Raw genomic sequence first — 12,853 nt, forward strand, 5'->3', positions numbered from 1 at the left:
AGTCGTTGACCGGGTTCGGGTGAGCGGCTAGCCTCCGGTAGGTTTCTGTGGCACCGATCACTCCACTCACGGTGCCCACCGACACGAGGGGGCCGGGTGCGCGGACGGGGGACGGTGCTGGGCGCGGTCGTGACCGTGCTGGGGTTGGGGGCAGCCGTGGTCGCGGCGCCGAGCGTTGCGGTGGCGGACCCCACCGGCGGTGCGGCCGCGCAGCAGTGGCAGGTCACCGCCGACGAGGCGCCACGGCACCCCGGCATCGCCGTCGAGTGGGACGTGCCGATCACGATGAGCGACGGCACCGTCCTGCGCGCGAACGTCTACCGTCCGGCGGACGCCGCAGGACACGCCGTCGGCGACACGCTGCCCACGGTCGTGAACGTGACCCCCTACACGAAGCTCGTCAGCGCGGTCACCGACGCGGCACTCTCACTACCCGGCGTCGGCGAGAACCTGACCGCCTTCCTCAACGAACTGAACCTCACCGGGACCCCGCTCGACGGGATCACGGAGCTCACCGGGTTGGTCGCGGGTGGCGGCATGAAGGCGTTCGGGGTGAACCGCCCGCTGGTGCAGAGCGGTTACGTGCAGGTCGTCGTCGACGCCCGTGGCACCGGGTTCTCGCAGGGCGTGTGGGACGTGCTCGGACCTCGGGAGCAGAAGGACAGCGTCGAGATCGTCGACTGGGCGAGCGCACAGTCGTGGTCGAACGGCAAGGTCGGCATGGGAGGCGTGTCCTATTCCGGGATCAACTCGGTGCAGGCCGCCGGTCACCGCCCCGCTGCGCTCGAAGCCATCTTCGCGGTCGAGCCGGGCAACGACCTGCTCCGCGACATCGTCGGCACCGGTGGCGGACTCGGCGTCGGCTTCATGCCGTTGTGGCTGTCGCTGGTGAACGGCACCAAACTGATTCCGAACGCTCAGGAACTGTTGCGGGGGCAGATCGACCAGCAGTGGCTGGCGGACCGTTTGGAGGATCCCGGCACGCTGCTGCCGGAGCTGGCCGAGGCCGTGACGGCACCGACGATCGACGGGATCGCCCCGTCGACGCTCGACGTCGCTCAGGACGGTCCGTTCTATCAGCAGCGGCTGGCGAAGACGGACGCCATCGAGGTCCCGACCATGGTCTTCGGCGGCTGGCACGACATCTTCGCCAACAGTGAGCCGCGCATCTACAACGCGATCGACCTGCCGCCGGGCCGAAAGCAGTTGGTCATGGGCGACACGTATCACCTGAACCCGGGGCAGGGGTTCGGTACCGCGGGCTCCCCGCCGCGCCTCGATGTCCTGGAACGGGCGTGGTTCGACAAGTGGCTCAAGGGGATCGACAACGGGATCGACGAGTACGGCCCGGTCACCCTGTGGCAGCAGGGTGGTGGCTGGACCACGACGGACCAGTTCCCGCGCTCCGGAGTCGAGTACGAGCGCCTCTACCTGTCGGCAGCCCCCAGTGGTACCGCCGGTCACAGCGTGCACGACGGAAGTCTGGTCGCCGATGCGCCCACCGGCAGCACCCGGCTGACCGTCGCACCCGGTGTGCGCAGCCTCTGCTCCCGCGATGCTGCTCAGGGCACCGCAGGCGCATTCGTCGCGCTGGGCTCCGTATGTACCAAGGACTCTCGAACACAGGAGGGTGACGGACTGAGCTTCACCGGTGCTCCCGTCGCCGAGCCGACCGCGTTGTCCGGTCCGATCAACGTGCACCTCAACACCGTGCACGACGGGACCGACGGCTTCTGGGCCGTGACGCTCAACGACGTCGCTCCCGACGGCCGCTCGACGGTCCTGAGCAACGGCGCGCTCACCTCGTCGCTGCGCGCGGTCGACGACTCGAAGTCGCAGAAGGCGCCGAACGGTGACTACACCGACGCACACCACTTCCTCACTCTGGACGAACGGCAGCCGACGGTCCCGGGTCAGCCGACCGTGCTCGACGTGAACCTGCTCGCAACCGATGCGATCCTGCAGCCGGGCCATCGGCTCCGGGTCGACGTCTACGCGCTCAGCGCACCGCGGTACCTGCCGCTCGGACCGATGCGCACGGACAGTGGGCTGCGCCCCCAGCATCTGCAGCTCGATCAGGCTGCGCCGAGCTTCGTCACGTTCCCCGTTGTCGGAGGTGTTCAACGCTAAAGGGCCAGCGCAACGAATATTTTTCGTTTGCCTGTGCCTAGCCGAAATGCTGGTATAGCGTGCCCAGACACCCAATGCCGACGGGCGGCATGGGGCACACGAAAATGGAGAATGAGCATGGCTTTCGGCTTCATCACCGACCCCCCCGCGGAGGACGACGGCAACGGCTCGTCGACTGCTGACATCATCACGATCCTCACGCTGCTCCAGTCGCTCACGATTGGTATCACCAGCGGACAGGGCTGAGTCCTCGCAGTATTCGTATCGGGGTGTGGACACTGCGTCCACACCCCGATATGCGTTCCAAGGGGCTGGGTGATCGGCGGCCGTACGACGCGAATGCACCGTAGGGTGGCGGTATGGGGAAATGGACTGCTCGTGACGTCGCCGACCAAACCGGCCGCACCTATGTGGTGACCGGCGCGAACAGCGGACTGGGGGCCGTGACGGCCAAGGCGCTCGGTGCAGCGGGTGCCACGGTGATCCTGGCCTGCCGCACCGTCGACAAGGCCGCTCCGGTGGCCGCCGAGATCGGCCCGAACGCACAGGTGCGGCGGCTCGACCTCGCCGACCTGTCCTCGGTCCGTGAGTTCGCCGACGGTGTCGACGGCGTCGACGTCCTGATCAACAACGCAGGCGTGATGGCGGTGCCGAAGGGCGCGACCGCCGACGGATTCGAGACACAGTTCGGGACCAATCACCTCGGGCACTTCGCGCTCACCGGACTGCTGCTGGACCGCATCACCGATCGTGTGGTGACGATGTCGAGCCTGATGCACCGGATGGGCTCCATCAATCTGGACGACCCGAACTGGCAGCACCGCAGCTACAGCAGGTGGCCGGCTTACGGGCAGTCCAAGCTCGCGAACCTGATGTTCGCGTACGAACTGGACCGGCGCCTCCGGGCGTCCGGGTCGACGGTGAAATCACTTGCCGCCCACCCCGGATACGCGGCGACCGGTCTGCAGGGGAACACCCAGTCCGTCTGGGATCGGCTCATGGGAATCGGCAATCTGTTCGCGCAGAGCGCCGAGATGGGCGCGCTTCCCGAAATGTGGGCCGCGACCTCGCCGGCCGCGGTCTCGGGCAGCTACCTCGGGCCCGACGGGCCGTTCGAGCAGCGCGGGTACCCGAAGGCCGTGGGCTCGAGCGGAAAGTCGAAGGACCGCGCCGTCGCCGCCTCGCTCTGGGGGCTGTCCGAACGTCTCACGGGCGTCACCTACCGATTCGAGAAGAACTCGCCCACATCCGACGGAGGCGACGCCGGGGAGTGATCTCACTCGGTACGGGCGAGGCGGACCGACGCCATCCGCGGCTACGGTCGCGGCATGGGTGCTGTCATCGGTGATGTGCTTCCGCTCGCGGTCGGTGTGGCGATCTCGCCGATCCCGATCGTCGCCGCCATCCTCATGCTGCTGTCCGCCAACGCGGGCGGTGCCAGCGTGGGATTCGGCATCGGATGGGTCGTCGGGATCGTCGCAGCGACCGGCGTCTTCATCCTTCTCTCCGGCGTCGTCGGGGCCTCGGACGACGACAGTACGTCCTCGGTGTCGTGGGTCAAGGTCGCTCTCGGAGTGCTGCTGGTGGTCCTCGCCGTCAAGCAGTGGCGCGATCGTGGCGACACGTCCGTACCGAAGTGGATGCAGGCGATCGACCAGTTGACCCTTGCCAAGGCGGCGGGTCTCGGGGTGGTGCTGGCCGCGGTGAACCCGAAGAACCTGCTGCTGTGTGCGGCCGCGGGCGTCACCATCGGTGCGGGTGCGATCGGTGCCGCCGAGGACGTCGTCGCTCTGGTCGTGTTCACCGTGCTCGCGGCGTCGACGGTGCTGATCCCGGTGATCGGATACGCGCTCGCGGCCGACCGGTTGCGGGAGCCGCTGGCATCCGCGAAGACCTGGTTGCAGGAACAGAATCACGCGGTCATGGCGATCGTGCTGGTGGTGATGGGTGCCGTGATGATCGGGAAGGGGCTCGGCGGGTTCTGATCCCGCCCGACCCCGGGATGCGGTGCGGCCCGGATGCCGTTCCCGCCGAAGCGGACCCGGCCTCCGGGCCGTCCTGTCTGATCTTCGCCTGGCGGCGTGTCAGTCGTCGTCGCCCGTGACGACGATGGCGACGTCGATGTTGCCGCGTGTGGCGTTCGAGTAGGGGCACACCTGGTGCGCCTTGTCCGCGAGCTCCTGGGCCTGCTCGCGCGACAGGTTCGGCAGCGTCACCTCGAGGGTCACGTCGAGGCCGAATCCGCCGCCCTCGGTCGGGCCGATGCCGACGCGGGCGCCGACCGCCGAGTCGGTGACGTCGGCGCCGGCCTGACGTGCCACCAGGCGCAGCGCCGAGTGGTAGCAGGCGGCGTAGCCGAGGGCGAACAACTGCTCCGGGTTGGTGCCGTCGCCGGTGCCGCCCATCTCGGTGGGGATCGCGAAGGTCAGGTCGAGGCGGCCGTCGCTGGTGCGGCCCTGGCCGTTGCGGCCGTCGCCGCTGACGAGGGCTTCGGCGGTGTAGACGATGTTCATTCGGTTCTCCTTAGGTGGTGGAGCCTTCGGTGGGTACGGCACGCAGGGCGTTGGTGAGTTCCTTGAGGGTTGATCGGAGGGCGAGCAGCTCGTCCGGTGGCATTGCGGCGCACGACGCGAGGTGTCGCGGGATGTCCCGCGCGGACTCGCGCAGGTCGCGCCCCGGCTCGGTGAGGTGGATCAGGACGCGGCGCTCGTCGTCCGACTGCCGACGGCGTTCGATGATGCCGAGCGCCTCCATGCGCTTGAGCAGGGGAGACAGGGTTCCGCTGTCCAGGTCCAGGGCGTCCCCGATCTCGCGGACGCCGCGACCGTCGCGCTCCCACAGCGTGAGCATCACCAGGTACTGCGGGTAGGTCAGCCCGAGTTCGTCGAGCATCGGGCGGTAGGTGGCCGTCATCGCCCGCGACGCGGCGTACAGCGCGAAGCACAGCTGGTTGTCGAGGGCGAGTTCGTTGACCACGACCTGAATGGTAGTGCACAGTTTGATTGTGCACAACCAATATTGTGATCCGGTTACTCCGCCGGGATCCCCCACGCGACCGACAGGTCGTCCCGCAGAGTTCGCTTGATCTCCCGCACCCTGTGCTGTTCCGCGTCGTGAGACGTCAGCGCGGTTCGCAGCATCGACTGGAAGCGTGTCCGGCCCACCCCGAACGTGACCAGCAGATCCTCCGGGCTCGACCCGCCGAACGGCGCCCACCGGACCGCGAACGTCACCACTGCGACATCGGCGGGGCACAGCGCCCGGGACTGCTCGAGGAAACCGCAGGTGCCGAGTGCTCGCCGTAGCCAGTCCGCGTCGAGCTCGCGGGGTCCGGCCGCCGTCGAGTCGCGCCGCGCGTCGGCCGGCCTGCGCCCGGACACCGGCAGCGGAACTTTCGGGAGCATGCTTTCGGAGATGGTCATCGGGCTCCAACGGCGAGGTGGCGGACGGTGTCGCCGCCCAGTGTGGCCGAGGAAACACCCGTTCGCCCCGTGGTTACACGGGGTTTACCACGTGTATCACCTGCCGTGACACAGCCCCGTCGATCAGCGTCCGGTCGCGGTGAGCAGGCCGTAGTTCCCGCGCAGCCACCGGGCGAACCCGTCGCCGTCCATGTCCGTCGGCTGCAGTCGCGGCAGGGCGTGACGGTCGTCGCCGGTGATTGCGGGCACCGGCACGCTCGTGCAGGCGATGTCGATTCCGGTGTCGCGTACCGCGGCGCGCGCGGTGTCGTCGAACCGGCCGTACGGGTAGGAGAACCGGGTCACCGGTCGCCCCACGAGGTCCTCCACCGTGCGGCGGCCCTCACGGATCTGTGCGGCCTGCCGTTCGGGTGACAGGTCGGTCAGCGAGGGGTGGTCGAGAGTGTGGCTCCCGATGGTGACCAGCGGGTGTTCGGCGAGCCGCGCGAACTGCGCCTCGTCGACTGCCCCACGTGTCGTGGGGGCCGACGCCGGCTGACCGGCCCAGTCGAGGAGGTGGTCGACCGCGTCGTCCTGCTCGGCCGGCTCCAGCACGACGACGGCGTCCCACAGTGCACGGAACAGCTGCTGCCGCGGGGTGACGGCGGGGTCGAAGTCGGCGCGCCAGCCCGGGACGAACGCGGGGTCGCCCGGGAGCTCGGCCAGCGTGTAGGTGTGCGGGCCGATGCCGAACGGGAAGTCCAGTTGCTCCGGCAATGGCCCCGACAGGAGTGCGCGTTGCAGTGCGTCCCACCAGAATTCGCGCGTCCGGCCGACGCCGTTTCCGATGACGAAGATCGTCGCGGGGATCGCGTGGCGCTCGAGGATGGGGAGCGCGGTGGTGAGGTTGTCGAGGTAGCCGTCGTCGAACGTCACCGCCACCCGCGCGCCCGCGCGGGTGTAGGCGTCGTCCCCGGCGAAGTCACCGAGGTCGGTTGCGGCACGGGCGCCGGCGAGCACCGCCATCTGCTCGTCGAACGCCTGCGGTGACACACAGATCGCCCACGGGTCGACGGACTCCTGGGCGATGCAGTGGTACATCAGGATTCCGCCGCGGCGCCGAAGCCGCCGGGTGCGCAAGCGGAGCCCGGCGGCCAGGGCGTCACGTCGTGACATCGGCGCCCTTGCGTGCCGCCACCGCCACGATCACCGGGTACTCGGGGTCGAAGACGTTCAGCTCCTGACGTGTGAGTTCGCGGTCGGCCATGCCGTGCAGGAAGGCAGTCGCGGCGAGCACGTTGCCGTATGCGCGCACGGTGACGCCGTCCGCCGGGAACGGGCCCCCGAACAGGCGGTTCACGGACAGTTCGGTGAACGACCAGTACCAGGTCGAGTTCCACACCGGGTCGGCGATCTGGCTGATGCCGGGGACCGTGCACAGGACGACGCCGCCGGGCTTGAGGATGCGGTGCAGCGTGTCGACCGCGGCCTTCGTGTCGAAGATCATCTGAAGCGTCTGGGTGAGGATGATGCAGTCGTAGGTGTCGCTCGGGACGTCCGGCGCATCGGTGAGGTCGGCGACGTACGTGGCGCCGTCGACGTCTGCGACGTGCAGCATGTCGGATCGGGTGACGCCCTCCCCGAAGGTCTCGGTGTAGGTTCGTTCGCCGATCTCCAGTACGGCACCGGTGACGAGGTGGCGGTGCGCGTCGAGGAAGCCCTCGATGTAGAACCGGTCGACGGGGCGGCCGCGCTCGAAGCCGTACTCGCGGCAGATCGGCTCGATCCGGCGTAGGTCCCCGAACCGGACCTTGCCGACACGTGGCCTCTGCCTGCGATCACTGAGCATCCGGAGGACTCGGCGGTAGTTGTCCTCGCCCAGCACCTTGCGGGCAAGTGCGGTCCGCTTTTCCTGCAGCTGCGTCATCGTCAGTCCATCCTCGTCACACGGCACACCGAGTCGCCCCGACCTGCGCGGGATCGACCACTCGCAGGGGCGTCAACCTGGGAACTCGGTGCACATTCCCTGTGAGTTAGGCGAACCTTACCTTCTCGTCGAGGATTCTGGTTGCGCTGGGTGCGGCGGTTGCCCTCACTCGGAGTGCGCGCCTCTACCCCGATCCCGGGCGAGTCATACGTGAGATTCCTCATCGATCCGTCTCGTTTGGACGCCCGGGAAGTGGGAAACATCCGTTCCACTGGAGACGAAACGATTCCACTGAAAGGTCGACATGGTGAATCAGGCTGTGCGCGCGAAGAAGGTCAGGCAACCGCGGATCGACCGCTTGCGGCCACTCGTCACCGAGTGGGACTGGCAGATGCGGGCTGCCTGCCGGTCGGCCGACTCCGCGCTCTTCTACTCGCCCAACGGGGAAGGGCCGCGTGCACGGCAACGCCGGGAGGCCATGGCCAAGGCGGTGTGTGCGGTGTGCCCGGTCCGGAAAGCATGCCTGGAGCAGGCTCTCGAAGTCGGGGAGATCCACGGCGTCTGGGGCGGTCTCGCCGAATCGGAACGCCGCATGGCGACCCCCATCTCGGCGTGAGTTGTTTCGGACCAACGCGATTGGTTCGCAGACATGAGGTATGACCCGGCCGGATCTCGGGTACCAGACCGACAAGCGCAGCGGCTCCGAACTCGAGGCCTCGCGTACGGAACCGAAAGGTGGCAACGATGACAGATCCGTCGAACAACGGCGACCTCCCCCTCGGGGGCGGCTTCGAGAGGGGACCGGTGGGCCCCCGAGCGGCCCGGTCCGCCGGAGTGCTGGCGGCGGAGGCCGAGAAGGCGCGGATCAGGTCGGTACGCCAAGCCCTCGGCGCATCCTGACCGATCCGGCAAGCCTCGACAGTCGAGCTACGCCACAGCCGCATTCGTATGGGCCGCACGATGAGCCCGTCATCCCGCCGGTGTCCTGAGCCGGCAGTACAGAAGGAGACCCACAGTGTTGTCAATGAGCATCATCGCCTGGATCGTCATCGGCGGACTCGCCGGATGGATCGGGTCCAAGCTGATGGGAACCGATGCACAGCAGGGCATCGTCCTCAACATCGTCGTCGGCATCATCGGTGGGCTTCTCGGCGGCTGGGTGTTCAGCCTCTTCGGCGCCGACGTGGCCGGCGGAGGCTGGATCTTCAGCTTCGTGACATGCCTGGTGGGTGCGTGCATCCTGCTCTTCTTCGTCAAGCTCGTCAGTGGTCGTTCGAAGGTGTGACCGCACTGCACGGTTCAGTGAATGATCAACCAACACAGGAGGATCGACATGGGTGTCGGAGACAAGTTCGAGAACAAGGCGGAAGAACTCAAGGGACGTGCGAAGGAGGCGGCGGGAGCCGCCACCGGCGATGACGACCTGAAGAACGAGGGTAAGGGCGATCAGGCGTCGTCGGCGGCGAAGAAGGGCGTCGAGAAGGTCAAGGACAAGGCCAACGAGGTCGCAGAGAAGATCACCGGGGACGACTGACGGTCCCCACCCCGGCTGAAGGTGGCCTTCGTGCGCATGGTGCGTATCAAGGCCACCTTCGGTCATCTGAAGGGCGGCCGGTTCAGGTGTGTGCGTTTCACCGGGCGCCTCAATGGGTAGGGAACAGACAAGGAACCGAACTGGGAGGCCACTGATGATTGTTCGACGTATCGCGCGCCCGCTGCTGTCAAGTGTCTTCATTGCCGGCGGTGTCGACGCCCTACGGAACCCCGCCGCCAAGGCGCCCGCTGCCGGCGCCGTCGCCGAACAGGCCGCCGACAAGCTGCCCGCGTCGGTGTCGGAGAAGGTCCCGGCCGATCCGGAGACCCTGGTCAGGATCAACGGCGCCGTCCAGGTCGGTGCCGGTGTGCTGCTCGCCGTGGGCAAGGCGCCCCGGCTCGCATCGCTGGCACTGGCTGGCAGCCTCGTCCCGACCACGCTCGTCGGTCACGCGTTCTGGAAGATCGACGATCCGGCCCAGCGTTCCGCGCAGCAAATTCAGTTCTTCAAGAATCTTTCGCTGCTTGGTGGCCTGCTGATCGCCGCCGTGGACACCGAAGGGAAGCCGTCCCTCGGGTGGCGGGGGCGACGCGCTGCCCGGCACGCACAGGATCGGCTGGCGGAAGCTCTCGGGAACGACTCCGGGCCCACAGCCCTCGCCGCAGTGACCGAACGCGCCCAGGTGGCCGCCGACCAGGCCGGTGTCCTCGGCGGCGAGGCCCTCGACGTTGCCCGCGAGCGCGGCGGCGAGGCCCTCGATGTTGTTCGTGAACGTGGCGGCGAGTGGGCGGATCTGCTGCGTGAGCACGGCAGCGAACTCGCGGAGCAGGCTCGTGTCCGTGGGCACGAACTTGCCGAGTTGGCCCGCGAGCGCGGCGAAGAGTGGGCGGAGATCGCGCGGGATCGTGGCGTTGACTGGGCGGAGATCGCGCGGGACCGTGGTGGCGAATGGACGTCCGCTGCGAGTGATCAGGCCGAGATCCTGGGACGCCGGGCACGCCGGAAGGCGCAGAAGGCGCTCGACGCGGCCCGGGAGCGCACTGCCGAACTCCAGAGCTGATCCGGGGATCGGACGACGATTCACCGCGCTCGACTTCTCGCAGCATCGGTTCCCCGAACGCGGGCGCCACCGTTCGATCGAATGGGTGGTGCCCGCGTTCGGCGCGGCGCGGCGTTTGGCATCACCCACGGCGATCACCTCGTGGAGTGCTTCGTCGCATCACCCTCGCCGTCGGGGGCTGGTGACAGACCTCACATAGTTCTCAATTGTGACTATGGTTAGGCTCTCCTAATGCTTTCGAACGACCGTGCGCCACGGGTCCAGTCAACGTCGATCACGACCCGCCGAAAAGGTGCACTAGCAGCCGCGGCCCTGGCTGCTGCCATCGGTGTGAGCGCCGTCGCGACGGGGCAGGCACACGCGGTCGCCCCGACCACCGTCCGGGACGGCTGCGCGTACGTCGATGGCAACGAACGTGCGCAGAACATCCAGACGTGCTGGGTGTGGTCGGAGTCGATGCAGACGTCCATCACCGTGAAGATCCGGCCGTCCGGCAACCAGGCCGGCGGATCCGAACAGGCCGTCTACTTCCTGGGTTCGCTCAGCGACCCCAGCACCAATGGCCGGGGTGACCTCTACGGCACCGGGTACAACCTCGTGGCCATCCCCGATTCGGCGAACGGCTGGTCGTCGAACTGGCAGTCGCCCGCGGTCGACAGCAACGGTAACTCCCTCGGCACTCCGCAGTGGGAAACCTTTGTCGGCGAGGAGCTTCCGCTGTACCTGAATGACCGTTTCGACATCGGAACGTCCGGGAACGCCGTGTCCGGGCTCTCGATCTCCGGCGGTCAGGCCGTCAATCTGGCACTCAAGTACCCGGACGTGTTCTCGGTCGCGGTGTCTCGATCCGGCTACTACCAGACCGACAGCCTCCTCGGGTATCTCCTGGTCCCGTTCACCCTGTCCAACCGCTACGGCGTGTCCAACGGCTTCGATGCCCTCTGGGGCAACCCGTTCCTGCCCGGCAATCAGTGGGCCGAGAACGACATCGTCAGGCGCATCGCCGACGCGAAGGCCAACGGGCAGACCATCATCATCTCCACCGGCAACGGACTGGTCTCCTCCAAGGCGGAGTGGGACGAGATGATCGCCCAGGGTGGCATCGCGCACGTCGCCATCGGCAGCGTCCTGGAGATCGTGTCGTTCACGTCGACCGTCTTGCTCAACGCGCAGGCCAAGATCTTCGATCTGCCAATCGAGTTCATCTACACCAACGGTGCCCACACCTGGAACCGCTGGATCCGCACCGACGCGCAGGAAGCCGCTCGCCTCGAGGAGGCTCTGGGCAAGTACGAGCAGGAGCAGGCCGCGGCTCTGCCGGTCGACACCGAATCCGAGGCGACTGCGGAGGCGGCGCAGGCGCAATCCACCGCCGAACCGTCGACTGCGGCGCCAACGGCCGCTGCGTCGACCACGTCGGCCCGTCCGTCGCCGAGCGCCCAAGTGACCGAGACCGAGACCGAAGTGGCTCCGGATCCGACTCCGACCTCGGAAATCGCCGTGGCGGATTCCACCGCCGAGACCTCGACTTCACCGACAACCTCCGCCACTCCGACACCAACCGCACAATCGACCGAGAGCGACGACACCAGGCATCCGACTTCGACCGTGGAAGTGATCGGCGTCGCCAGGTCTGGTCGGTAGAGGCGAGCGGGTCGCCCTCGCCGGGGGCTCACCCGTCGCCCGAGCACAGGCACTCGTCGAGTCGGCGGAAGGTGACCGCGCCGGCGCGATGCCTCCGAGACCTGGAACCGATTGTCACAGCGTGCAATCGATGAATCGCATGCCGTGCATCGCCGGATTGGGGGCTGAATCGGTGGCGGCTCTGGCAACGCTCGGATGCGCGCTGCCCGTCGAGTTGCAGCAGATCCGAGAGGTCACCGGCCCGGATCGAGGCAGGCACGGACACGGTACGGTCGAAGAGGAGCCCGGTTCGAGCTTGACGCCGAGAGTTCTTCACGCTGTCGGTCACGATTCCGAATCTCCACGCACCAGCTTGGGTGCGGTTGGGAGTTCGTTGCGGTCGACGAACCCGGGGAGGTCGCTCATGCGCATTCACGTTCACTGCATCGAACTCTCGATTCCGGAGTTCCCACGCAGTTCGGCCCGCTTCCGCGGGGGCCCGACCGTCATGACGGTCGCCGGCGCCCTGGATTCCGCGGCGCTCGAGGAGTTCACGACCACTTGACGATCCACAGTCGTCGGGGCCGACTGGGCACCGTCGGCGTCCCTGTGTCGACGGCCGGCTACCCGGGAACGGTGATTGCGGTGTTCACCCCCGGAAGCAACAGGCAGGATTGCCCTTCTGCGTCGGTGTAGAGACCGTATACGGCAGCCATCACCTGCCCTGGGCCGGATTCGACCGTAGCCTTCGGTTCCGCCTCGTCCCCGTGCGGCGTCAGCATGACGGTGCCGAATCGCCAATTGTCGGTGTTCACCCACACCACGTTCGCTCCGGTTCCGGCGCCGTCATCGATCTCGAACTCAACCGTTCCGGGAGTCAGCTCGGATTCCTCCGCGCCGGTCTCCGCTTCGACGGTGGCGTCGCCAAGGCCGGTGGGGACGCAGCTGGGCGGCGGGTTGTCGAACGATGTTCCAGCCCACGCCGCAGCCGGCGCGATCACCACGCAGGCGGCGCAGATCCCGAACACGGCTGTGCTTCGCTCGAGGTACTTCGAGACTGTCATTACTCCTCCACTCTCGTCCCCGCCCCACCTGAAAAGCGCCGCGTTTCTCCGGGCGGGCTTTCCGGGTCGGAGAACGTGACCGCACAGCGCTCGGCGCACTGCACTCCGGTGTGC

At 67.7% G+C, this 12,853-nt stretch carries 17 protein-coding genes; 11 read left to right on the forward strand and 6 right to left on the reverse strand.

The window, feature by feature from the left end; translation table 11 throughout:
• Nucleotides 1-96 precede the first annotated feature (96 nt).
• From ACFSJG_RS00330 to ACFSJG_RS00345, 4 genes are all read left to right on the forward strand, one after another.
• Nucleotides 97-2,130 (forward strand): CocE/NonD family hydrolase, encoded by a 2,034-nt coding sequence (locus ACFSJG_RS00330; protein WP_378483206.1) that lies wholly within the window; start codon nucleotides 97-99, stop codon nucleotides 2,128-2,130.
• Between the two features lie 117 nt (nucleotides 2,131-2,247).
• Nucleotides 2,248-2,376, forward strand: coding sequence for a hypothetical protein (locus ACFSJG_RS00335; protein WP_378483207.1), 129 nt, complete (start codon nucleotides 2,248-2,250; stop codon nucleotides 2,374-2,376).
• Between the two features lie 113 nt (nucleotides 2,377-2,489).
• Nucleotides 2,490-3,404, forward strand: a complete 915-nt coding sequence (locus ACFSJG_RS00340) for an oxidoreductase (RefSeq protein WP_378483208.1) — start codon at nucleotides 2,490-2,492, stop codon at nucleotides 3,402-3,404.
• Between the two features lie 54 nt (nucleotides 3,405-3,458).
• Complete coding sequence (locus tag ACFSJG_RS00345) at nucleotides 3,459-4,115, forward strand: GAP family protein (protein WP_378483209.1); 657 nt, start codon at nucleotides 3,459-3,461, stop codon at nucleotides 4,113-4,115.
• Between the two features lie 99 nt (nucleotides 4,116-4,214).
• Here the strand turns inward: ACFSJG_RS00345 and ACFSJG_RS00350 are convergent, their stop codons facing one another.
• From ACFSJG_RS00350 to ACFSJG_RS00370, 5 genes are all read right to left on the reverse strand, one after another.
• Entirely contained in the window at nucleotides 4,215-4,643 is a 429-nt protein-coding gene (locus ACFSJG_RS00350; protein WP_378483210.1) for an organic hydroperoxide resistance protein, read from the reverse strand.
• Nucleotides 4,644-4,653: 10 nt separating this feature from the next.
• Nucleotides 4,654-5,106 (reverse strand): MarR family winged helix-turn-helix transcriptional regulator, encoded by a 453-nt coding sequence (locus tag ACFSJG_RS00355; RefSeq protein ID WP_378483211.1) that lies wholly within the window; start codon nucleotides 5,104-5,106, stop codon nucleotides 4,654-4,656.
• 53 nt (nucleotides 5,107-5,159) lie between these two features.
• Nucleotides 5,160-5,552, reverse strand: a complete 393-nt coding sequence (locus tag ACFSJG_RS00360; protein ID WP_378483212.1) for a hypothetical protein — start codon at nucleotides 5,550-5,552, stop codon at nucleotides 5,160-5,162.
• Between the two features lie 123 nt (nucleotides 5,553-5,675).
• Nucleotides 5,676-6,707 (reverse strand): polysaccharide deacetylase family protein, encoded by a 1,032-nt coding sequence (locus ACFSJG_RS00365; protein ID WP_378483213.1) that lies wholly within the window; start codon nucleotides 6,705-6,707, stop codon nucleotides 5,676-5,678.
• Nucleotides 6,694-7,458 carry a methyltransferase domain-containing protein gene (locus ACFSJG_RS00370; protein WP_378483214.1) on the reverse strand — a complete coding sequence of 255 codons (765 nt, stop codon included), beginning with the start codon at nucleotides 7,456-7,458 and terminating at the stop codon, nucleotides 6,694-6,696. The genes ACFSJG_RS00365 and ACFSJG_RS00370 overlap by 14 nt, the downstream gene beginning before the upstream one ends.
• A 304-nt stretch (nucleotides 7,459-7,762) precedes the next feature.
• On the opposite strand from ACFSJG_RS00370, the gene ACFSJG_RS00375 reads away from it, so the two are divergent.
• The 7 genes from ACFSJG_RS00375 to ACFSJG_RS00405 all read left to right on the forward strand — a co-directional run bounded on the left by ACFSJG_RS00375 (nucleotide 7,763) and on the right by ACFSJG_RS00405 (nucleotide 12,240).
• Nucleotides 7,763-8,074, forward strand: coding sequence for a WhiB family transcriptional regulator (locus ACFSJG_RS00375; RefSeq protein WP_378483215.1), 312 nt, complete (start codon nucleotides 7,763-7,765; stop codon nucleotides 8,072-8,074).
• A gap of 128 nt (nucleotides 8,075-8,202) precedes the next feature.
• Nucleotides 8,203-8,358, forward strand: coding sequence for a hypothetical protein (locus tag ACFSJG_RS00380; protein ID WP_378483216.1), 156 nt, complete (start codon nucleotides 8,203-8,205; stop codon nucleotides 8,356-8,358).
• Nucleotides 8,359-8,473: 115 nt separating this feature from the next.
• Nucleotides 8,474-8,743: a GlsB/YeaQ/YmgE family stress response membrane protein gene (locus ACFSJG_RS00385; RefSeq protein WP_378483217.1), complete on the forward strand. Its 270-nt coding sequence runs from the start codon at nucleotides 8,474-8,476 to the stop codon at nucleotides 8,741-8,743.
• Between the two features lie 48 nt (nucleotides 8,744-8,791).
• Nucleotides 8,792-8,992: a CsbD family protein gene (locus ACFSJG_RS00390; protein WP_378483218.1), complete on the forward strand. Its 201-nt coding sequence runs from the start codon at nucleotides 8,792-8,794 to the stop codon at nucleotides 8,990-8,992.
• A 154-nt stretch (nucleotides 8,993-9,146) separates the two neighbouring features.
• Nucleotides 9,147-10,052, forward strand: a complete 906-nt coding sequence (locus ACFSJG_RS00395) for a DoxX family membrane protein (protein ID WP_378483219.1) — start codon at nucleotides 9,147-9,149, stop codon at nucleotides 10,050-10,052.
• A 231-nt stretch (nucleotides 10,053-10,283) separates the two neighbouring features.
• The gene (locus tag ACFSJG_RS00400; protein WP_378483220.1) at nucleotides 10,284-11,696 is read left to right on the forward strand and encodes an alpha/beta hydrolase-fold protein; all 1,413 of its coding nucleotides are present in this window, start codon (nucleotides 10,284-10,286) and stop codon (nucleotides 11,694-11,696) included.
• 403 nt (nucleotides 11,697-12,099) lie between these two features.
• Nucleotides 12,100-12,240 carry a hypothetical protein gene (locus ACFSJG_RS00405; RefSeq protein WP_378483221.1) on the forward strand — a complete coding sequence of 47 codons (141 nt, stop codon included), beginning with the start codon at nucleotides 12,100-12,102 and terminating at the stop codon, nucleotides 12,238-12,240.
• 58 nt (nucleotides 12,241-12,298) lie between these two features.
• Here the strand turns inward: ACFSJG_RS00405 and ACFSJG_RS00410 are convergent, their stop codons facing one another.
• A complete protein-coding gene (locus ACFSJG_RS00410) occupies nucleotides 12,299-12,739 on the reverse strand; it encodes a hypothetical protein (RefSeq protein ID WP_378483222.1) in 441 nt (146 codons plus the stop codon).
• Between the last annotated feature and the right edge of the window lie 114 nt (nucleotides 12,740-12,853).

This window comes from Rhodococcus gannanensis (assembly GCF_042681175.1).
Taxonomy (GTDB): Bacteria; Actinomycetota; Actinomycetes; order Mycobacteriales; family Mycobacteriaceae; genus Rhodococcus_G; species Rhodococcus_G gannanensis.